This is a genomic window from Caulobacter sp. SL161, from assembly GCF_026672375.1.
Taxonomy (GTDB): Bacteria; Pseudomonadota; Alphaproteobacteria; order Caulobacterales; family Caulobacteraceae; genus Caulobacter.
This window is the reverse complement of record NZ_JAPPRA010000001.1, coordinates 1,426,920-1,447,183: the sequence shown is the minus strand read 5'-3', so window position 1 is coordinate 1,447,183 and position 20,264 is coordinate 1,426,920. Positions and strand designations below refer to the sequence as shown.

15 protein-coding genes are annotated in these 20,264 nt (G+C 67.9%); 9 read left to right on the top strand and 6 right to left on the bottom strand.

What is annotated here, in order from left to right; all coding sequences use genetic code 11:
- Nucleotide 1 precedes the first annotated feature (1 nt).
- Together OVA11_RS07065 and OVA11_RS07060 are read left to right on the top strand one after the other, a co-directional pair.
- Nucleotides 2-1,405, top strand: coding sequence for an efflux transporter outer membrane subunit (locus OVA11_RS07065; protein WP_268066785.1), 1,404 nt, complete (start codon nt 2-4; stop codon nt 1,403-1,405).
- A gap of 229 nt (nt 1,406-1,634) precedes the next feature.
- Nucleotides 1,635-1,799: a hypothetical protein gene (locus OVA11_RS07060; protein WP_268066784.1), complete on the top strand. Its 165-nt coding sequence runs from the start codon at nt 1,635-1,637 to the stop codon at nt 1,797-1,799.
- 138 nt (nt 1,800-1,937) lie between these two features.
- Here OVA11_RS07060 and OVA11_RS07055 read toward each other — a convergent pair whose 3' ends face one another.
- Both OVA11_RS07055 and OVA11_RS07050 read right to left on the bottom strand, forming a co-directional pair.
- Complete coding sequence (locus tag OVA11_RS07055) at nt 1,938-2,405, bottom strand: Lrp/AsnC ligand binding domain-containing protein (RefSeq protein ID WP_268066783.1); 468 nt, start codon at nt 2,403-2,405, stop codon at nt 1,938-1,940.
- Nucleotides 2,406-2,604: 199 nt separating this feature from the next.
- Nucleotides 2,605-2,766, bottom strand: coding sequence for a hypothetical protein (locus OVA11_RS07050; RefSeq protein WP_268066782.1), 162 nt, complete (start codon nt 2,764-2,766; stop codon nt 2,605-2,607).
- Nucleotides 2,767-2,850: 84 nt separating this feature from the next.
- Here OVA11_RS07050 and putA point away from each other — a divergent pair, with 84 nt between their 5' ends.
- From putA to OVA11_RS07025, 5 genes are all read left to right on the top strand, one after another.
- Entirely contained in the window at nt 2,851-5,940 is a 3,090-nt protein-coding gene (gene putA, locus OVA11_RS07045; RefSeq protein WP_442780887.1) for a bifunctional proline dehydrogenase/L-glutamate gamma-semialdehyde dehydrogenase PutA, read from the top strand.
- Between the two features lie 38 nt (nt 5,941-5,978).
- Complete coding sequence (locus tag OVA11_RS07040) at nt 5,979-6,242, top strand: antitoxin (RefSeq protein ID WP_268066781.1); 264 nt, start codon at nt 5,979-5,981, stop codon at nt 6,240-6,242.
- Nucleotides 6,239-6,520: a type II toxin-antitoxin system RelE/ParE family toxin gene (locus OVA11_RS07035; protein WP_268066780.1), complete on the top strand. Its 282-nt coding sequence runs from the start codon at nt 6,239-6,241 to the stop codon at nt 6,518-6,520. The genes OVA11_RS07040 and OVA11_RS07035 overlap by 4 nt, the downstream gene beginning before the upstream one ends.
- Before the next feature lie 74 nt (nt 6,521-6,594).
- Nucleotides 6,595-7,923, top strand: coding sequence for a glycoside hydrolase 5 family protein (locus OVA11_RS07030; protein ID WP_268066779.1), 1,329 nt, complete (start codon nt 6,595-6,597; stop codon nt 7,921-7,923).
- 84 nt (nt 7,924-8,007) lie between these two features.
- Nucleotides 8,008-9,624 (top strand): carboxylesterase/lipase family protein, encoded by a 1,617-nt coding sequence (locus OVA11_RS07025; RefSeq protein WP_268066778.1) that lies wholly within the window; start codon nt 8,008-8,010, stop codon nt 9,622-9,624.
- Nucleotides 9,625-9,636: 12 nt separating this feature from the next.
- Here OVA11_RS07025 and OVA11_RS07020 read toward each other — a convergent pair whose 3' ends face one another.
- Nucleotides 9,637-11,562, bottom strand: a complete 1,926-nt coding sequence (locus OVA11_RS07020; protein WP_268066777.1) for a sialate O-acetylesterase — start codon at nt 11,560-11,562, stop codon at nt 9,637-9,639.
- A 296-nt stretch (nt 11,563-11,858) separates the two neighbouring features.
- Complete coding sequence (locus OVA11_RS07010) at nt 11,859-14,339, bottom strand: glycoside hydrolase family 3 protein (RefSeq protein WP_268066776.1); 2,481 nt, start codon at nt 14,337-14,339, stop codon at nt 11,859-11,861.
- 121 nt (nt 14,340-14,460) lie between these two features.
- Between OVA11_RS07010 and OVA11_RS07005 the strand changes: the two genes are divergently transcribed.
- Complete coding sequence (locus OVA11_RS07005; RefSeq protein WP_268066775.1) at nt 14,461-16,437, top strand: glycoside hydrolase family 97 protein; 1,977 nt, start codon at nt 14,461-14,463, stop codon at nt 16,435-16,437.
- A gap of 8 nt (nt 16,438-16,445) precedes the next feature.
- Complete coding sequence (locus OVA11_RS07000) at nt 16,446-18,029, top strand: alpha-L-fucosidase (RefSeq protein ID WP_268066774.1); 1,584 nt, start codon at nt 16,446-16,448, stop codon at nt 18,027-18,029.
- Between the two features lie 110 nt (nt 18,030-18,139).
- On the opposite strand, the gene OVA11_RS06995 is transcribed toward OVA11_RS07000, so the two are convergent.
- Together OVA11_RS06995 and OVA11_RS06990 are read right to left on the bottom strand one after the other, a co-directional pair.
- Nucleotides 18,140-18,961 (bottom strand): flagellin, encoded by an 822-nt coding sequence (locus tag OVA11_RS06995; RefSeq protein WP_268066773.1) that lies wholly within the window; start codon nt 18,959-18,961, stop codon nt 18,140-18,142.
- Nucleotides 18,962-19,296: 335 nt separating this feature from the next.
- Nucleotides 19,297-20,118 (bottom strand): flagellin, encoded by an 822-nt coding sequence (locus tag OVA11_RS06990; protein WP_268066772.1) that lies wholly within the window; start codon nt 20,116-20,118, stop codon nt 19,297-19,299.
- Between the last annotated feature and the right edge of the window lie 146 nt (nt 20,119-20,264).

Here is a 20,264-nt window from a genome sequence, read left to right as displayed (position 1 = left end):
GATGCTGCGTAACCTCACCCTGATCCTGGTCGCCTCGACGGCGGTCGGCGCCTGCACCCTGGCGCCCCAGTACGAGCGGCCGGTTCTCCCGGTCGCCCAGACCTGGTCCACGCCCGCGCCCGAGGCGGCGACCACCGTCTCGGCCGCCGATCTCGACTGGCGCCAGGTGCTGGTCGATCCGCGCCTGCAAGGCGTGGTCGATCTGGCCCTCCGGCAGAACCGCGACCTGCGCGTGGCGGTGCTGAACATCGAGAAGGCCCGCGCCCAGTACGGCGTTCAGCGCTCGGCGCTGTTCCCGGGCGTCAGCGGCACGGTCTCCGAACAGCGCGGCCGCACCCCGGCCTCGACCTCGCCGACCGGCCAGCCCTTCGAGACCGATGTGTTCAACGCCACCATCGGCTTCACCGCCTATGAGCTGGACCTGTTCGGTCGCGTCCGCAGCCTGAAGGACGCCGCCCTGCAGAGCTATCTGGCCACCGAGCAGACCAGCCGCTCGGTGCGGGTCAGCCTGATCGCCGAGACCGCCAACGCCTGGCTGACCCTGGCCGCCGACCAGGAGCGCCTGGCGCTGGCCAAGACCACCCTGGCCACCCGCGAGGACTCCCTGCGTCTGGTGCGTCAGCGGGTCGACGGCGGCGCAGGCTCGCTGCTCGACCTGCGCAACGCCGAGACCCTGGCCGAAACGGCGCGGGCCGACCTCGCTGTCTACACCGCCCAGGTCGCCCAGGATCGCAACGCTCTCGCTCTGCTGGTCGGCGGCGAGCCGCCCGCCGACCTACTGCCGTCGGGGAGCCTGGACGCCGACGCCGTGCTGGCCGACCTGCCGGCCGGACTGCCCTCGGACGTGCTGGCGCGTCGTCCCGACGTGCTGGCCGCCGAGCGCCAGCTGCAAGCGGCCAACGCCAATATCGGCGCAGCGCGGGCGGCGTTCTTTCCGCGCATCAGCCTGACCGGCTCTGCGGGCTCGGCCAGCACCGATCTGGACGGCCTCTTCAAGAGCGGGACCAGCATCTGGAGCTTCACGCCCCAGATCAGCCTGCCGATCTTCGCCGGCGGGGCCAATGTGGCGAACCTGAACATCTCCAAGGCCGACCGCGACATCGCCGTGGCGACCTATGAGAAGACGGTGCAGACCGCGTTCCGCGAGGTTTCCGACGCCCTGTCGGTGCGCGCCACGGTCGCCGATCGCCTGACCGCCCAGGAGCGCCTGACCGCCGCCGCCGCCGACAGCACCCGCCTGTCCCAGCAGCGACGCGACGCCGGCCTCGACAGCGCGCTCACCCTGCTGGACGCCCAGCGCAGCCTCTACACCGCGCAACAGGGTCTGATCAGCGCGCGTCTGGCCCAGGTGACCAACCTCGTCACCCTCTACAAGACCCTCGGCGGCGGCGCGCCCGCCACCTGAGGCCAAACGGCTTCCCCGGCCTTGCCGGGGGAGTTCGACGACCATCATCCCCCCCGATGGCCGCGAACGGAACGGGCGCGCTCCTCCCCCCCCTGAGCCGCCCGTTCCACCCAACCCGCAGACGAGGATGCGTACGCCTCCTCAAAACGGGGACGACAGGCTCGCCGTGATCACAATTATGCAAACGATTGTGTTACAACCTGCATCTGTACTGACTCGGAAACGGCCTATGTCGACTTCGCAAGAAAGAGAGCAAGTCCTCCATCTGATGGGCATCGCCACGGCGACGATCCTGGCCCTTACCGCCGTCGTGCTGGCGGCGGTCTGCCCGCCGCAGGACCTGACGCCCGAGCGGGCGCGCATGCTCGCCCATTCCGCCCAAGGCGAAATCTAGGGCTGATCTGAGCGGTAACGCCGTCCCTAGAGCGTGAGGCCGAAAGTGGGAACCGGTTTCGGCTATTCTCACGCTCTAAGTGTTTGATTTAGAGACTTTTTAACGCCTGAAATCGATTCCGATTTCAGGCTAAAGGCTCTAGAGCGGCAGTTGCACCGTGCTCTTGACCTCTTCCAGCACCGCATAGGTCCGCGTTTCGCGCACGCCCGGCATCTTCACGAGGATGTCGCCCAGGAAGCTGCGATAGGCCTCCATGTCGCGCACGCGGGCCTTGATCAGGTAGTCGAACCCGCCGGCCACCATGTGGCACTCCAGGATCTCGGGCGCGCGACGGACGGCGGCCCCGAACTCCTCGAAGACGTCGCCGGTCGTTCGCTCCAGCACCACCTCCACGAAGATCAGCAGCGCCCGGTCGACCTTGGCCGGATCCAGCAGCGCCGCGTAGCCGGTGATGAAGCCGCGCTCGCGCAGACGCCGCACCCGGTCGAAGGTCGCGGCCGGCGACAGGTTGCAGCGTTTCGCCAGCTCGGCGTTGGTGATCCGGCCGTCGGCCTGCAGAACCTTCAACAGCCTGCGATCGGTGTCATCTAGAGCAGAAATGGCCATATCGAGTTCTTACCGAAGAAGCTTCGAAAATTTAGGAACACAAACGTAGCACATTCGGGAGAGCCAGCGTTATACCCTCGCTCATTCCAACCCCGTTTGGCGTCGCTTTCCTCCTCCTGATGGCGCCGACGGACACGGCCAGCCGCCGTAGGTTGGAACTGACGCGACGCTCGCCCTCTCCCCCTAACCGGGCGTCGCGCTAGAGAGGAAGGGACGCGAGCGTCTCCCCCCCTGAACGCGTCCCTTCCTCCCTCCCCTTTTCCTTATCGCCGTCTTCGGCGCATGCTTGCGCGTCGATCGCGTCCGCCCGCGCGTTAACGCGCTGGAGCAGACGACGATTTTTCGCCGCTCGACCGAACAAGTTTCGGCTCCGCCATAAAACAAACGAAGCACCTTCCGTCAGGGGCAAGTTAGACCGACGATATACCAACAAGCGGAAACGACCATGACCGATTGGGACAGCCTCGACGCCGGCAAGTATCGCGACGAAGCCGCGGTGATCGCCGACCTGCTCGCCGCCAAGCCGCTCTCCAGCGAGGACCGCGCCGCCGTCCGCGCGGAAGCCGAGGCGCTGGTGCGCGGCGCCCGCCGCAGCGTCCGCAAGCAGGGCGTGGTCGAAAGCTTCCTGCAGGAGTTCAGCCTGGGCACCCGCGAGGGCCTTGCGCTCATGTGCCTTGCCGAGGCCCTGCTGCGCACCCCCGACGACGAAACTCGCGACAAACTGATCGCCGAGAAGATCGGCTCGGCCGACTGGGCCAGCCACCTGGGCGGCTCCGACAGCCTGTTCGTCAACGCCTCGACCTGGGGCCTGATGCTGACCGGCAAGATCGTCGAGCCCGACGCCGAGGCCCAGAAGGACCTGCCCGGCTTCATCAAGAAGCTGGCTGGACGCCTGGGCGAGCCGGTGATCCGCGCCGCCGTCGGCCAGGCCATCCGCATCATGGGCGAGCAGTTCGTCCTTGGACGGACGATTGAAGCCGCCATCAAGCGCGCCGCCGCCGAAGGCGACCTGTGCAGCTTCGACATGCTGGGCGAAGGCGCCCGCACCGCCGCCGACGCCGCGCGCTACGAAAAGTCCTACGCGGACGCGATCGAGACGGTCGGCAAGCTGTCGAACGGCGCGGGTCCCGAGGCCGGCCACGGCGTGTCGGTCAAGCTCTCGGCGCTCTGCCCGCGCTACGAGGCCACGCACGAAGACCGCGTCTGGGAAGAGCTCTATCCCCGCACCCTGCGCCTGGCCAAGATCGCCGCGCGTCACAATCTGAACTTCACCATCGACGCCGAAGAGGCCGACCGCCTGGCCCTGTCGCTGAAGCTCCTGGACAAGCTGTGCCGCGAGCCGGAGCTGGGCGACTGGACCGGCCTGGGCCTGGCCGTCCAGGCCTATCAGAAGCGCTGCGGCGAGGTGATCGCCCGCCTGAAGACCCTTTCGGAAGAGACCGGCCGTCGCCTGATGGTGCGCCTCGTCAAGGGCGCCTACTGGGACAGCGAGATCAAGCGCGCCCAGGTCGCCGGCCGCCCGGACTATCCGGTCTTTACGACCAAGCCTGCTACGGACCTGTCCTACCTGGTCAACGCCAAGGCCCTGATCGACGCCGCCCCGCACCTCTACGCCCAGTTCGCCACCCACAACGCCCACACCCTGGCGGCCGTGGTGCGCATGGCCAAGAACGCCGGCGTGAAGATCGAGCACCAGCGCCTGCACGGCATGGGCGAGGCTCTCTACAAGGCCGCCGACGACCTCTATGACGGCATCACCCTGCGGGCCTACGCCCCGGTGGGCGGCCACGAAGACCTCTTGCCCTATCTGGTCCGTCGCCTGCTGGAGAACGGGGCCAACACATCGTTCGTCCACGCCCTGCTGGACGAGCGGGTGCCGGTCGAGAAGGTCGTCACCGATCCGATCGACACCGTCGAGGCTCACCCCGACCGCCACGCCAAGATCCCGACGCCGATCCATGTCTATGGCGAGCGTCGCCGGAACAGCGCGGGCCTAGACCTCTCCGTGAAGGCCGACCGCGCCCGCCTCGAGGCGGCCGTCGCCGCCCTGGACGGCGTGACCCTGTCGGCCGGCCCGCTGGTCGGCGGCAAGGTCGTGGCCGGCGGCGCGCCGCTGCCGGTGATCGCCCCGGCCGACACCCAGAAGACGGTCGGCGTCGTTTCGGAAGCCCAAGCCGGCCAGATCGACGAGGCCTTCAAGCTGGCCCGCGCCGCGCAAGCCTCGTGGGACCGCGCCGGCGGCGTCGCCCGCGCCAAGGTGCTGCGCGCCATGGGCGATGCCCTGGAAGCCAATCTCGAGCGCCTGATCGCCATCCTGTCGCGCGAGGCCGGCAAGACCCTGTCGGACGGCGTCGCCGAGGTCCGCGAGGCGGTCGACTTCTGCCGCTACTACGCGATGCTGGCCGAGGATCAGTTCGGCGAGGCCGAGATCCTCAGGGGTCCGGTCGGCGAGACCAACAGCCTGCGCCTGGCTGGTCGCGGCGTCTTCGTCTGCATCAGCCCGTGGAACTTCCCGCTGGCCATCTTCACCGGCCAGATCGCCGCAGCTCTGGCCGCCGGCAACGCCGTCTTGGCAAAGCCGGCCGAGCAGACGCCGCTGATCGCCTTCGAGGCGGTGAAGCTCTACCACGCCGCCGGCCTCGACCCGCGGCTGCTGGCCCTGCTGCCCGGACGCGGCGAGACAGTCGGCGCGGCCCTGACCAGCCATGAGGGCCTGGACGGCGTCGCCTTCACCGGCGGCACCGACACGGCCTGGCGCATCAACCAGGTACTTGCTCAACGCCAAGGGCCCATCGCGCCCTTCATCGCCGAGACCGGCGGTCTGAACGGCATGTTCGTCGACACCACCGCCCAGCGTGAGCAGGTCATCGACGACGTGATCGTCAGCGCCTTCGGCTCGGCCGGTCAGCGCTGCTCGGCCCTGCGCCTGCTGTTCCTGCCGCAAGACACCGCCGACCACATCATCGAAGGCCTAAAGGGCGCGATGGACGCCCTCGTGATCGGTGATCCGGCCCTGGCCGTCACCGACGTCGGCCCCGTGATCGACGCAGAGGCCAAGGCCGCGCTCGACAAGCACCTGGAGCGCCTGACACGCGAGGCCAAGGTGCTGCACGCGCTCGAAGCCCCGGCCGGAGGGACCTTCTTCCCGCCGGTCCTGGCCGAGATCCCGACCGCCGACTTCCTGGAGCGCGAGGTGTTCGGCCCCGTGCTGCACGTGGTGCGCTACAAGCCCGAGAACCTCGAAAAGGTCGCCGGCGCCCTGGCGGCGCGCCGCTATGGCCTGACGCTGGGCATCCACTCGCGGATCGAGAGCTTCGCCGCCGACGTCCAGCGCCTGGTCCCGGCCGGCAACGCCTATGTGAACCGCTCGATGACCGGCGCGGTCGTCGGCGTCCAGCCGTTCGGCGGCGAGGGCCTGTCGGGCACCGGCCCCAAGGCCGGCGGCCCCCACGCCCTGCTCCGCTTCGCGGTCGAGCGCGCGCTCAGCGTCAACATCACCGCCCAGGGCGGCGACCCGGCGCTGCTGAACCTGTAGCCCTTGACGCCATCGGCCATCGGCGGGACCCTCCGCCCATGGCCGATGGCTTCGACATTCATATCGATCAAGAGCAGGCCGCCCGGCTGAAGGTCGTGGCCGACCGCCTCGGCATGACCGTGGCCGAGTGCGCCGTGGCGTTGATCGACGCAGGCCTCACAGGCGCGGTTCCTAAAACGATCGATCCTGACCCCGCCATCGACGAGGCCATCGCGGACGCCATCGAACGGGGCGACGAGCCGGTCATCTCGCACGATGAATTCCGCGCTCACATACGTCGCGTAACCGCAGGCCTGGGTTGACCTATACGGTTTCGGTATCCGTCAGGGCCAAGAGAGACTTCAACCGTCTCATCGTCTGGCTTTTCGAGCGTGACGCCCGGGCGGCGGCGAGACTGGGCCCGCTTCTGGAGAGCGCTATCGATAGTTTGACCGAAGCGCCATCACGAGGCCGCCCGGTTGGTCCTACCACCCGCGAGATCAGCATTCCTTTTGGTCAGAGCGCTTATGTGATGCGTTACCGTCTCAGCGGCTCCAACGTCTATGTCACCCGAATCTGGCATAGCCTTGAGCAGCGGTAGAAGTGAGTTGTTAGCGCTATCAGCACGCGGCATGGTGCGACCCGAGACCCCGTAGAGGTTCGCCGGAGGACGCCATGACCCTTTCCCGCCGCCACCTGATCGCCGCCGCAGCGGCCCTGCCTGCGATCGGCGCGGCCAGAGCGCCGACGCCGCCGAAGGGCTTCGTCACCGTCAAGGACGGCCGACTGCATCTGGACGGCAAGCCCTATCGCTTCGCCGGGACCAATGTCTGGTACGCCGCGTGGCTGGGCGCGCCGGCCGGCTATGGGGACCTTGGCCGTCTGCGCCGGGAGCTGGATCGCCTGAAGGCCATGGGGGTGACCAACCTGCGGATCCTGGGCGCGGGGGAGCAGTCTCCCGCCAAGGTGGCCATGGACCCGACCTTCCGCGGCCCGGGCGAGGACTATAACGCCGACCTGCTGAAGGGCCTCGACATCACCCTGGCCGAGATGGCCCAGCGCGACATGAAGGCGGTCATCTACGTCAACAACTTCTGGGACTGGTCAGGCGGCATGCCGGCCTATCTGAACTGGGTGGGCGATGGCCCCTGGTTCCAGCAGGGCGACCCCGCCTATCCGTGGCCTCAGTATGCGGACTATTCGGCGCGGTTCTACGCCAACCAGAAGGCCAACGCGCTCTTCCGCCACTATGTGACGAGCCTGGTCGGCCGAGTCAGCACCGTGACCGGCAAGCCCTATCGCGATGATCCCACGATCATGGCCTGGCAGCTGGCCAACGAGCCGCGCCCCGGTGGCTCGGACGCGTTCGGCCAGAGCAACATGCCCGCCTACCAGGCCTGGATCCGGGACACCGCCAGCCTGATCAAGCGCCTGGACAACCAGCATCTGGTCAGCACCGGCAGCGAGGGAACCATGGGCTGCCTGGGCCTGGAGTCCTGCGTCCTCGACGCCCACGCCCCGCCGGTCATCGACTACATGACCCTCCACATCTGGCCCAACAACTGGGGCTGGATCAGCATGACCGACCAGCCCTCGACCTATGACGCGGGCGAGCAGAAGTGCCGCGACTATGTCGTCCAGCACATCGCCCTGGCCAAGCGCCTGAACAAGCCCCTGACCATCGAGGAGTTCGGCCTGATCCGCGACGGCCGCCAGTTCGCGCCGGGCTCGCCGACCACCTATCGCGACCGCTTCTACAAGACGATGCTGGACATGGCCCTGGCCGATATGAAGGCCGGGGGGCCGACCGCCGGCGTCAACTTCTGGGCCTGGAACGGCGAGGGCCGCGCCCAGCAGCCGGACGCCTGGTTCAAGAAGGGCGACAAGAGCTATGTCGGCGATCCGCCCCAGGAGGAACAGGGCTTGTTCGGCGTTTTCGACGCCGACGCTTCGACCCTGGCCGTCATCCGCGAACACGCCGCGGCGGTGAAGGGGTTGGGCTAGCCACCAGGCGATAAAGGGATTGTCACCGGTGTCACCCGTGATACCGCTTCGGACCGCTCGTCAGAAAGCGCCGGAGGAAACCCGATGCCCGCCACCCGCCGCACCCTGATCACCGGCGCCGCCGCCCTGGCCGCCTACGCCGCCCTGCCCCGCGCGGGCTTCGCCGCCGCGCCGCGCTCGCCCGTGGTGGCGACCACCAACGGCAAGGTGCGCGGCTATGTCCAGGACGGGGTCAGCGTCTTCAAGGGCCTGCGCTACGGGGCCGACACCGGCGGGGCGCGGCGGTTCATGGCGCCGGTCAACCCCGAGCCCTGGACCGACGTGAAGGACGCCCTGGTCTATGGTCCGGCCTCGATGCAGACCGGCAAGGGCGAGGACGGCGAGACCCTCTCGGAAGACTGCCTGTTCCTCAATGTCTGGACCCCGGCCAAGGCGTCGCGGAAGACCGGTCTGGCGGACGGCGGCAAGCGGCCGGTGATGTTTTACATCCACGGCGGCGCCTACAACGGCGGCTCCGGGGGCAGCCCCTGGTACGAGGGGACCAAGCTGGCCAAGCGCGGCGATGTCGTGGTGGTGACCGTGAACCACCGCCTGAACGCCTTCGGCTATCTGTATCTGGCCCGCCTGTTCAACGACCCGTCGGTCGCTGACAGCGGCAATGTCGGCCAGCTGGACCTCGTGCTCGCCCTGCAGTGGGTGCGCGACAACATCGCCAGGTTCGGCGGCGATCCCGACTGCGTCATGCTGTTTGGCCAGTCGGGCGGTGGCGCCAAGATCGCCACCCTGATGGCCATGCCCGCCGCCAAGGGCCTCTTCCACCGCGCCGCCACCATGAGCGGTCAGCAGGTCACGGTCGGCGGCCCGTTCAACGCGACCAAGCGCGCCAAGGCCTTCCTCGACAAGCTGGGGATCAAGGACCTGGCCGCCCTGCGCGCCCTGCCCGCCGCCGAGATGCTGGCGGGGCTGAAGGCGGTCGACCCGATCGCCGGGGCCGGCGGGGTCTATATGGGCCCGGTGCTGGACCAGCGGTCGCTGACCCGCCACCCGTTCTTCCCCGACGCCGCGCCCCAGAGCCTGTCGATCCCGATGATGGTCGGCAACACCCACGACGAGACCAAGGGCTTCATCGGCTGGGACGCCAAGGCCTTCCCCCAGACCTGGGACGAGGTGATCGCCCGCCTGCCGGGGCAGTTCGCCGCGCGCATCGACATCGATCCCGAGACGGTGGTGGCCTTCTACCGCCAGACCTATCCGAACTACTCGCCGGCCGACGTCTTCTTCGCCGCCTCGACGGCGGGGCGCTCGTGGAAGGCCGCGATCATCCAGGACGAGGAGAGGGCCAAGGCCGGCGCGCCGGCCTACGCCTATCAGGTCAACTGGCGCTCGCCGATCCAGGGCGGCATCTTCGGCGCGCCGCACACCATCGACATCGGCCTGGTGTTCGGCACGCTGGACGCTAAGGGCTCGATCGTCGGGACGGGGCCGGAGTCGGCAGCCATGTCCAACACCATGAGCGACGCCTTCATCGCCTTCGCCCGCACCGGCGACCCGAACGGCGGAAGCCTGCCCAAGTGGGAGCCCTACACCCTGCCCCGCCGCCAGACGATGGTGTTCGACACCGTCTCGCGGCTGGAGGACGACCCGCGCGGCGTCGAGCGCGAGTTCTTCAACCGCGTGCCGTTCACGCAGTTCGGGACGTGATCGCACGCGCGGCTAGGGAACCACCAACTCGAACGGCGTCGCCGGCAGGCGGTTGGCGCCGAACAGGTTGATGATCGGGCTGTCGGCCCAGGCGTAGCGGACCTTGGTCGCCGTCATCCCGGCGGGCGTGGCCAGACGGACGCTGCCCCCCTCGACCGTGGCGTCGACAAAGCGGCAGGCGGCGGCGTCGCACAGCTCGAAGCCGATCGGCCGGTTACCGGCATGGACGACGCCGGGCTGGTCCAGCGTCACGACCACGGTCTCGCCGTCGCGACGGGCCGACAGCGGCGCGGGCCCCGAGGCGGCGACGGCCTCGCCATAGGCCAGCCTGCGCGCGTGCAGGGCCAGCCGCTGCCCCACCCGCAGCTTGTCGGCGGGATGGATGTCATAGGGCGAGCCGACATCGACGGCCGAGGCCATGCCCACCATCGGGTCGGCCGCCGCCACTTGGCGCTGGACGTCGCGGAGCGCGGCCCAGGCGGAGTTCACGGGTCGGTCGACCTCGGGACCGAAGGCGGCCAACTGCGTCAGGAGGAACGGCGGGTTTCCGCCGCCGAACGCCGCGCGCCAGTCGGCGATCAAGGCCGGCATCAGGCGGGCGTATTCAGCGGCCTCGGTGACATTGGCCTCGCCCTGGTACCAGGCGAAGCCCTTGACGCCGAACGGGACCAGCGGCGCGATCATGCCGTTGCGCAGGGTGGTGAGCCCGCTGGCGCCCAGCCAGGGCGCGCTGGGCGGCAAGGCCGTTTCCGACAGCGGCGCGGCGATCTTGTAGCGCCAGGCGGTCGGCAGCGGCACGACGCTGCCGTCGTCCAGGGTCAGCCCCTTCAACGCCGCCTTGCCCCACGCGCCGCCGCCGCCGCCCATGTCGATCACGCGCAGGGCCAGGACATTGCGGCCGGCCTTCAGCGCGCCGGGCGCCAGGCGATAGGTGCGGGGCGTGTCCCAGCCCTGGGTCGAGCCGATCTCGTGGCCATTGAGGAAGGTGGTGTCGATGTCGTCCACCGGCCCCAGCGACAGGGTCGCGCCCTGCGCGGCCTGGGCCTTGGTCAGGGTCAGCTCGAGCCGCAGCCAGACCGTCCCGTCGAAGCCGGCGAGGTCGGGCGCGGCCTGTTCCCAGAAGCCCTCAGTGGGCATGGGCTTCCAGGCGTGGTCGTCGAAATCAGGCTTCTCCCGGCCCTTGGCGGCGGGGATCTTGGCGCCCGCCCAGCGGCCCAGCGACTGGCTCCAGCGGGCGACGCCCAGCGCCGGGTCGCGGGCGTAGTCGGACAGCACCGACAGGCCCTCGTCATAGGTCTTCAGCGCGGTCAGGCCCTCGCGGCTGATCCAGTCCTGGATCACTGAACCGCCCCAGGTGGCGTCGATCAGGCCGATGGGAACGCCGGCGGTCCTGCGCAGCTCGCGGCCCATGAAGAAGCACGCGGCGCTGAAATGGGCCGCCGTCTGGGGCGTCGAGACCTTCCAGACCACGCCCGCCGGCAGGCTGTCCTGCGGCGCGGGGCGACTGATCTTGCCCGTCTGCAGCAGACGGATATCGGGATCGCCGGCCGAGGCCACCTCGCCGTCGCCGTTCAGCGCCTGGCGCAGCGGGTACTCCATGTTCGACTGGCCCGAGCACAGCCAGACATCGCCCATGACGAGGTTCGAGACCGTCTGGGTCTCGGCGCCCGTCTGGACCGTGAGAGTCAGGGCAGGACCACCGGCGGGCCGGGCCGGCAGCACCGCGCTCCAGCGGCCCTCCGCGTCGGCGCTGGCCGTGACGCCCTGTCCCGACAGGTCGACCGCCACGCTCGCGTTCGGCGCCGCACGGCCCCAGACGCGGATCGGCTGATCGCGCTGCAGCACCGCATGGTCGCTGAACACCGACGCCAGCGGCGCCGCCAGCGCCGGGGTGGAAAGACCCATGGCGGTGGCCAGGATCAGGGCTTTCAGCGACATGGGGATTTCCGGTTCTAGGGCCTGGACTCAAATGCGGAGGCCAAAGCCCCCGATACCGCGACAACTAAATCTCTCGTCATCCCGGCCGCAGCGAAGCGGAGAGCCGGGACCCAGGGGCCGGCGCAGTGCGGTCGCCCCTGGGTCCCGGCGCTACAGCCCGCTGCGCGGTCTTCCGGCCGGGATGACAAGAGAGAATGATCTGAGCTGATTGAGCACGGATCCCCTCCCCCCGATCTCCCCGGCGTTGGCTTCGCCGCACTGACGTGTCGCCGGGGAGATCGAGGTTTGAGAGCGTCCTACTGCGCCTTGGCCGGGCAGACCGCGCCGGCGGGATCGGCGGTCAGCTTCACCTCGGCGATCGACACCTGGAAGGCGCCGGTCGAGGCCAGTTCGAACGGCGCGGTGACCTTGGTCACGTCCGTCCCGGCGGCCTGGAAGCACTTGAGCGGGATCTTGACGCCGGCCCACTGCCCGGTCGGCGAACCAGCCGGCGGCGTGACGTCCAGACGTCCCTCGCCCATGGCCAGGGTCACGCGCCCCGCAGCCTGGGCGTCCAGACGGTAGGAGAACGACAGCGCCATGTCGGCGTTGGTCTGGAACGACAGATCCATCGGCTTGTCGCCGACGATCGACAGCGTCGCCGGCGTGTCGCCCGCGAAGGTGATCTGACGGCCGGCCTCCTGGACGTTGCCGGCGTCGACCGGCGCAATCCGCACCGACGTGCTCGGCGCGGCCTGGAAGGCGAACGGCTCGGGGGTCTTGCCGCCCACGAAGTAGTTGCTGGTGTTCTCGGTCACCACCTTGACGCCGGAGACCTCGGACAACCGACCGACCTTGCCCGGCTTGGCGTAGGACAGGCCATAGCCGTAGGCGAACAGCGGATCATAGCCCTTCTCCCCCTTGTTCAGGCGGAACTGGCCGGCGGTCTTGGGCCAGCTGAACGACAGCTTGCCGTGGAAGTCGTGACGCGGCTTGCCGGCCTTGTCGCCGATCAGCACGTCGGCCACGCCGCCGCCTTCCGAGCCCGGCAGCCAGGCGGCCACGAAGGCGTCCGAGGCGTTGATCTCGGGATTGACCCACAGCGGACGGCCGGTGAGGAACACCGACACCACCTTCACGCCCTGGGCTTTCAGGCTCTTGAGCAGGGCCAGGTCCGCCTTGTCGCCCGGCTGATACTCGAGCGTGGACTTCAGGTCGCCGACACCTTCCGCATACGGATTTTCACCGAAGACGACGATGGCCACGTCCGGCTTCTTGTCGAACTTGCCGTCGACGCTGAGCGTCGCGCGACCGCCGCCGGCCTCGACCGCCGACTTCACGCCGGTCCAGATCGACTCGGCGTTGGGAAAGTCGGCGTTGGTGTTGCCGGTGCCCTGCCACGACAGGGTCCAGCCGCCCGACTGCTTTCCGATGTCGTCGGCGCCGGAGCCGGCGACCAGCACATTGGCTGAAGCCTTCACCGGCAGAACGCCGTCGTTCTTCAGCAGGACAAGCGACTTGCGGACCGCCTCGCGGGCGATAGCGCGGTGCTCGGGCGCGCCGATCACGCCTTCGCGGCCTTCATACGGACGCGCGGCCTGGAACAGGCCCATCTTGGCCTTGACGCGCAGGATGCGGCGCACGGCGTCATCGATGCGAGCCATCGGGATCACACCCGACTTCGCCTGGGCCAGGGTGTTGTCGTAGAGCCCCTTCCAGCTGTCGGGGGCCATGAACATGTCGAGGCCGGCGTTGATCGACTGCGGGCAATCGGTCGGCTTGCAGCCCGCCACCTGGCCGTGGCCGTTCCAGTCGCCGACGATGAAGCCGTCGAAGCCCATCTTGCCCTTCAGGACGTCGGTCAGCAGGCTCTTGTTGCCGTGCATCTTCTGGCCGTTCCAGCTGTTGAACGAGGCCATGATGGTCAGGGCGCCGGCGTTGATGGCCGGCACATAGCCCTGGGCGTGGATGCGGACCAGCTCGTCCTCGGAGACCTTGGTGTCGCCCTGGTCGACGCCCTTGTCGGTGCCGCCGTCACCCAGAAAGTGCTTGGCGCTGGCCGCGACGAGGCCCTGCTGGATCACCCCGCCCTTGCCGCCGGTGAACGGCGCGACCGCGCCCTGCAGGCCCAGGATCATCTCGCCGCCGTACTGGCGGATGATGGCCGGATCTTCCGAATAGCCTTCGTAGGTGCGGCCCCAGCGGTCGTCGCGCGGCGCGGCCAGGGTCGGGCCGAACGCCCAATCGAAGCCGGCGGCCGAGGTTTCCAGCGCCGTGGCCTTGCCGATGCGGCGGATCAGCTCGGGATCACGCGCCGCGCCCAGGCCGATATTGTGCGGGAAGAGGGTCGCGCCGACGACGTTGTTGTTGCCGTGCACGGCGTCGATGCCGAAGATCAGCGGCACATGGGTCCCGCCCACGCGCTGGGCCGCGGCCTCGCGGAAGGCCTTGGCCGTGTCGACCCACGGCTTTTGCGGCGAGCGGTCGGGCGCGTTCAGCGGTGGCGAGCTGCCGCCCCCCAGGATCGAGCCCAGCGGATAGATCTTCAGGTCCTCGGGCTTGATCGAGCCGATATCGGCCTGGATCAGCTGGCCGACCTTCTCTTCAAGGGTCAGCTTGGCCAGCACCGAGTCGACGAAGGCTTCGGTGGCCGGATCAATCAGGCCCTGGCTCTTGGCCGCAGGCCACTTGGCGGGCTGGGCGGTGGATTGAGCCGCGCTCTCGGCCGACGCGACGCCGGCCAGGAAGGTGGACGCCAAGAGGGCGATGCAAAGGGTCTTGGTGTTCATACTCCCCAACTCTTCTTCGTTCGACGGCCACGCGCCGCGTCGACAACGTTGTCATACCCCTCGACGGCGATCCAGAGGTCGTCTAGTTTGTATGACAAATAGACAGACAAGATCGGGTTGGAAACTTCAAATGTGGGCCCCAAGCCACTTTCTGACAGCGCTGACAGCGCTGGGCGCTATCAGCGCCACCGCCGCGCCGGTCCACGCCGCCGATCACGTGATCGCCTCGCCCGATGGCCGGACCCGGATCAGCCTCTCGGATCAAGGCGGCCAAGCCAACTTCACCTTGCAGTTCAAGGGTCAGACGCTGATCACCCCCTCGCCGCTGGGGCTTGTGCTCGACAAGGGCGGCGCCTTGTCGAGCGGGATGAAGATCACCGGCGCCACGCAGCGCAGCGCGGACGAGACCTATGAGCTGGTCGTCGGCAAAACCCGCACTGTCCGCGACCGCTACAACGAGACCACCGTAGAATTTCTCGAAACGGGCGGATTGCAGCGGCGGCTGAAGATCATCGCCCGCGCCTATGACGACGGGGTGGCGTTCCGCTATGTGCTGCCCGACCAGGCCGATCTCGCGGGCGTCGCCGTGGTCGGCGAGGAAACCCGCTTCGACTTCGCCGGCGACGATCGCTGCTGGGCGCTGAATCTGGGGCGGTTCGGCACCTCGCACGAGGGCGAGTACGACCCGGTCATGGCCCGCGGCTTCCGGGCCTCGGCCCTGTATGAGCTGCCCGTCGTCTGCCAGACCGCGAAGGGCGCGACCTTCGCCCTGGCCGAGGCGGACCTTCGCAACTGGGCCGGGCTCTACCTGACCGGACGCGGCGACGGCGGCCTTGGCCTGCAGGCCCAGTTGGCGCCGCGCCTGGATGATCCGAACAAGGCCGTGCTGACACGGATCGGGACCGACACGGTCTCGTCCTGGCGCGTGGTCATGGTCGGCGAGGCGCCGGGCGACCTGGTGGCCTCGAACCTGATGACCAGCCTGAACCCACCGACGGCCCTGACCGACACCAGTTGGATCAAGCCCGGCAAGGCCGCCTGGGACTGGTGGAACGGCGGCAAGGTCGCCGGGGCCGAGGGCATGACCGACGCGGCGATGAAGGGCTTCATCGACTTCGCGGCGGCCAACAGGCTGGAATACATGCTGATCGACGACGGCTGGTACGTCGGTTCGGGACAGGCCCCGAAGGTTCTTCCGGGCACGGATGTCACCCGGCCGATCCCCGCAATCAATATCGCCGACCTGATCGCCTATGGCCGCGAGCGCGGCGTCGGGATCATGCTCTGGGTGCACTGGAAGGCGCTGGACGCCCAGATGGATGAGGCGCTGGCCGCCTACGAGGCCTGGGGGATCAAGGGGATCAAGGTCGACTTCATGGACCGCAACGACCAGCAGATGGTCGACTTCTACCACCGCCTGCTGACCAAGGCCGGCGAGCACCGCCTGATGGTCGACCTGCACGGCGCCTATCGCCCGACGGGCCTCGTTCGCCCCTATCCGCACTATGTGACCCAAGAGGGCGTGCTGGGCGCGGAGTACAACAAGTGGAGTCGGCGGATCACCGCCACCCACAATGTCACCCTGCCCTTCACGCGGATGCTGCTGGGGCCGATGGACTATACGCCCGGCGGCTTCCGGAACGTCGCCCCCAAGGACTTCAAGAGCCAGTTCATCCTGCCCACCGTGCAGACCACCCGCGGCCAGGCCCTGGCCATGTACGTCGTCTATGACAGCCCGCTGACCATGGTCTCGGACAGTCCGCTGACCTACGCCGCCTCGCCGGCCGGGCTGGATTTCATCAGCGCGGTTCCGACCAGCTGGGATGAGACCCGCGTGCTATCGGGCGAGATCGGCCAGTACATCATCATCGCGCGCCGCAAGGGCGCGGACTGGTGGGTCGGGGCCATGACCAACGAGGCGGGGCGGACGGTGAGGGTTCCGCTGAGCTTCCTCGGGAACGGAGCCTTCTCGGCGGAGATCCGCGAGGACGGCGCCGAGCCGACGGCGCTGAAGACCCGCACCCAGTCGGTGAAGGCCGGCCAGACCCTCTCTCTGAAGCTGGCGCCCAGCGGCGGCGGCGTCGTTCGCCTCACACCGGCGCTTTAGGATCGACGATGACTTACACCCGAAGGACGCTGCTGGCGGGCGCCGCCGCCCTGTCCGCCTCCCCCGCCCTCTCCGCGCCCCGCTTCCAGCCGAGCTGGGAGTCGCTGGCGGCCGGCTACAAGGTTCCCGACTGGTTCCGGGACGCCAAGCTCGGCATCTGGTCGCACTGGGGCCCGCAGTGCGTGCCCGAGTTCGGCGACTGGTACGGCCGCCAGATGTACCAGCAGGGCAACCCCTTCTACGACCACCACGTAAAGACCTACGGCCACCCGGCCGACTTCGGCTTCATGCAATTCATCCCGCGCTGGAAGGCCGAGAACTGGGACCCCGAAGGTCTGATGAAGACCTATGTCGGAGCGGGCGCGAAGTACTTCATGTCGATGGCCAACCATCACGACAATCTCGACATGTTCGACAGCCGCCACCACGCCTGGAACACCACGCGCGTTGGCCCCAGGCGCGACATCGTCGGAACCTGGGCCAAGGTCGCCCGGGCCCATGGCCTGAGGTTCGGCGTCTCCAACCATGGCGCCCACGCCTGGCACTGGTGGCAGACGGCCTATGGCTACGACGCCGAGGGCCCGCGCAAGGGCCAGCGCTACGACGCCTTCCGCCTGACCAAGGCCGACGGCAAGGGCCAGTGGTGGGAGGGCCTGGATCCGCAGGACCTCTATACCGGCCGCAACATGGTGATCCCCGACGGGATCGACAGCATCGCCGCCGCCAACGCCTGGCATGACGCCAACGACGGTCAGTGGCTCGAGACCCCGCCGCCGAACAATCCAGGCTTCGTGCGCAACTGGCTGGCGCGGCAGAACGACCTGGTCGAGCGCTACCGTCCCGACATGGTCTATTTCGACAACTACGGCCTGCCGCTGGGCCAGGCGGGACTGGACGCCACCGCCTACTACTACAACCTGCGGCGCGGCGACGCCGTGGTGACCGGCAAGAAGCTGTCGCCCCTGCAGCGGCGCGCGATCGTCGAGGATGTCGAGCGCGGCTTCTCCGACCGCCTGCGCGAGGAGCCCTGGCAGACCTGCACCTGCATCGGCAGCTGGCACTATGACCGGCCGCTGTACGAGCGCGGCGGCTACAAGTCCGGGCGTGCGGTGATCCAGCGGCTGATCGACGTGGTCAGCAAGAACGGCTGCCTGCTGCTGTCCATCCCCCAGCGCGGCGACGGCTCGATCGACGATCTGGAGAAAAAGGTGCTGGCGGAGATGGCCGGCTGGATGGCGGTGAACGCCGAGACGATCCATGGGACCCGCCCCTGGCGTGTCTTCGGCGAAGGGCCGACGCGGCTGGTCGAGGGCATGCACGGCGAAGGCGCGGCAAAGCCGTTCGAGGCCGCCGACATCCGCTTCACCACCAAGGGCGGGGCGCTCTACGCCCTGGCCATGGACTGGCCGCAGGGCGAGATGCGGATCAAGAGCCTGGGCGGGACAGAAGGCCAGGTGCGGCGGGTCGGCCTGGTCGGCGGGGATCAGGCCCTGCCCTTCCGCCATGAGGCCGACGCTCTGGTCGTTCGGCTGCCCGATCACCGCCCGGCCTTCACGCCGGCGCTGCGGATCGAGGGGCCAGGCCTAGCTTGAAGCCCCCTGGTCTGAAAAAGGGACGGACCACAAGGGCCGTCCCTTTCCAGGTCTAACGCCGCAACCGTTGAGGCGGATTCGCAGAGGGATCCGCCCGTCCGGTCGTCAGCCTATCGGAAAAGACTGAGGATCGCCGAGCTGGACGAATTGGCGATCGACAGCGCCTGAACGCCCAGCTGCTGCTTGGTTTGCAGCGACTGCAGCTTGGCGCTTTCCTTGGCCAGGTCGGCGTCCACCAGGTTGCCCACGCCGGCGTCCAGGCTGTCCTGCAGCTTGCCCACAAAGGTCAGGTGAGTGTCCAGACCCGTCGAGCTGGTGCCCAGCGAGGCCAGCTTGTTGGTGGCCGTCTGCAGCGCGGTGTTGACGGTGGTGATCATCCCCTTGGCCGCCGTGGCGTCGGTAAAGGTCGAACCGGTCGTCAGGCCCAGGCCCTCCAGGGTCAGGGTCTTGGCGGTGACGGTGAAGCCCGAACCGTCCGAGTTGGCCAGGAAGGTCAGCTTGGCGGTCGAACCATTGGCGATGCTGACGCCGTTGAACTTGGCGTTGGTCGCGGCCTTGGTGACCTGATCGCGCAGCGACTCAAAGTCGGCCTTCAGGGCGTTGAACGAGGCGGTGCTCAGCGAGGTGTCCGACGCCGCGAGCGCCTTTTCCTTCATCTTGCCCAGCAGGTCGGTGATGGTGTCGCCGGCGGCCAGGGCCACATCGATCGTCGACTGCCCGCGCTGCAGCGAGTCCTTGACGGCGTTGATGCTGTTGGCGGTGGCCGACTGGTTCTTGGCGGTCGCCCAGATGGCGCCGTTGTCCTTGGCGCTGCCGATCTTCTTGCCGGTGCTGATGCGTTGCTGGACGGTGTTCAGTTCAGAACTGGTGGTGTTCAGGTTCTGCAGCGCGATCAGCGCGCCAGAGTTCGTATTGATGCTGTTTAGCGCCATGACGAAACACTCCCTTTGGAGGTTTCCGGTGTCGTTTTGACGACCGGTGGGCGTTTTGCCCACCGCGACAATATGACGCTCCGCTTTCGATATAGTTCACGAAACGTCGTTATTCGATTAACGCGACAAGACTCTCTTAACTCTACAAAAATCCTGCCGTAACTCGCATTTAATGAAGCGCGCCGATCCGGACGTACAGGCGAGACAACGATATTTCAGATACGACTTTGGAAGCGCTGAAAATCTTGCGTCTCGATATGAAACCTCAAACTCCATAGAAAAAGGGCGGATCCGAGGATCCGCCCTTCTCGACGACGAACGCGTCGAAGTCCGGCCTATCGGAACAGGCTCAGGATCGCCGAGCTCGAGGAGTTCGCGATCGACAGCGCCTGAACGCCCAGCTGCTGCTTGGTTTGCAGCGACTGCAGCTTGGCGCTTTCCTTGGCCAGGTCAGCGTCCACCAGGTTGCCCACGCCGGCGTCCAGGCTGTCTTGCAGCTTGCCGACGAAGGTCAGGTGAGTGTCCAGACCCGTCGAGCTGGTGCCCAGCGAGGCCAGCTTGTTGGTCGCCGTCTGCAGCGCCGTGTCGATGGTGGTGATCATCGTCTTGGCGGCGCTGGCGCTCGTAAAGGTCGACGTGGCGGTCAGGCCCAGGCCCGCCAGGGTCAGGGTCTTGGCGGTGACGGTGAAGCCCGAACCGTCCGAGTTGGCCAGGAAGGTCAGCTTGGCGGTCGAACCGTTGGCGATGCTGACGCCGTTGAACTTGGCGTTCGAAGCAGCCTTCGTGATCTGGTCACGCAGCGAGTCGAAGTCCGACTTCAGGGCGTTGAACGAGGCGGTGTTCAGCGAGGTGTCGGAAGCGGCCAGGGCCTTTTCCTTCATCTTGCCGAGCAGGTCGGTGATGGTGTCGCCGGCGGCGAGCGCGACGTCGATCGTCGACTGGCCGCGTTGCAGCGAGTCCTTCACGGCGTTCATGCTGTTGGCGGTGGCCGACTGGTTCTTGGCGGTCGCCCAGATGGCGCCGTTGTCCTTGGCGCTACCGATCTTCTTGCCGGTGTTGATACGCTGTTGAACCTGGGTCAGCTCGGCGTTCGTCGAGTTCAGGTTTTGCAGGGCGATTAGCGCGCCCGAGTTCGTGTTGATGCTGTTCAGCGCCATAACGAAACGCTTCCTTTGGAGGTTGCCGGTGTCGTTTTGACGACCGGTGGGCGTTTTGCCCACCGCACCAGTACCTAATTGCCCTTTCTATATTTTTCACAAGCATAGTATAGGCGACGTTCATCAAATACAGATATAGATAACTT

Excerpts from the sequence above, each read along its gene's own strand:
- OVA11_RS07065 (WP_268066785.1), top strand. The coding sequence starts at position 2 with ATGCTGCGTAACCTCACCCTGATCCTGGTCGCCTCGACGGCGGTCGGC.
- OVA11_RS07060 (WP_268066784.1), top strand. The coding sequence starts at position 1,635 with ATGTCGACTTCGCAAGAAAGAGAGCAAGTCCTCCATCTGATGGGCATC.
- OVA11_RS07055 (WP_268066783.1), bottom strand. The coding sequence starts at position 2,405 with ATGGCCATTTCTGCTCTAGATGACACCGATCGCAGGCTGTTGAAGGTT.
- putA (WP_442780887.1), top strand. The coding sequence starts at position 2,851 with ATGACCGATTGGGACAGCCTCGACGCCGGCAAGTATCGCGACGAAGCC.
- OVA11_RS07040 (WP_268066781.1), top strand. The coding sequence starts at position 5,979 with ATGGCCGATGGCTTCGACATTCATATCGATCAAGAGCAGGCCGCCCGG.
- OVA11_RS07030 (WP_268066779.1), top strand. The coding sequence starts at position 6,595 with ATGACCCTTTCCCGCCGCCACCTGATCGCCGCCGCAGCGGCCCTGCCT.
- OVA11_RS07025 (WP_268066778.1), top strand. The coding sequence starts at position 8,008 with ATGCCCGCCACCCGCCGCACCCTGATCACCGGCGCCGCCGCCCTGGCC.
- OVA11_RS07020 (WP_268066777.1), bottom strand. The coding sequence starts at position 11,562 with ATGTCGCTGAAAGCCCTGATCCTGGCCACCGCCATGGGTCTTTCCACC.
- OVA11_RS07005 (WP_268066775.1), top strand. The coding sequence starts at position 14,461 with ATGTGGGCCCCAAGCCACTTTCTGACAGCGCTGACAGCGCTGGGCGCT.
- OVA11_RS07000 (WP_268066774.1), top strand. The coding sequence starts at position 16,446 with ATGACTTACACCCGAAGGACGCTGCTGGCGGGCGCCGCCGCCCTGTCC.
- OVA11_RS06995 (WP_268066773.1), bottom strand. The coding sequence starts at position 18,961 with ATGGCGCTAAACAGCATCAATACGAACTCTGGCGCGCTGATCGCGCTG.
- OVA11_RS06990 (WP_268066772.1), bottom strand. The coding sequence starts at position 20,118 with ATGGCGCTGAACAGCATCAACACGAACTCGGGCGCGCTAATCGCCCTG.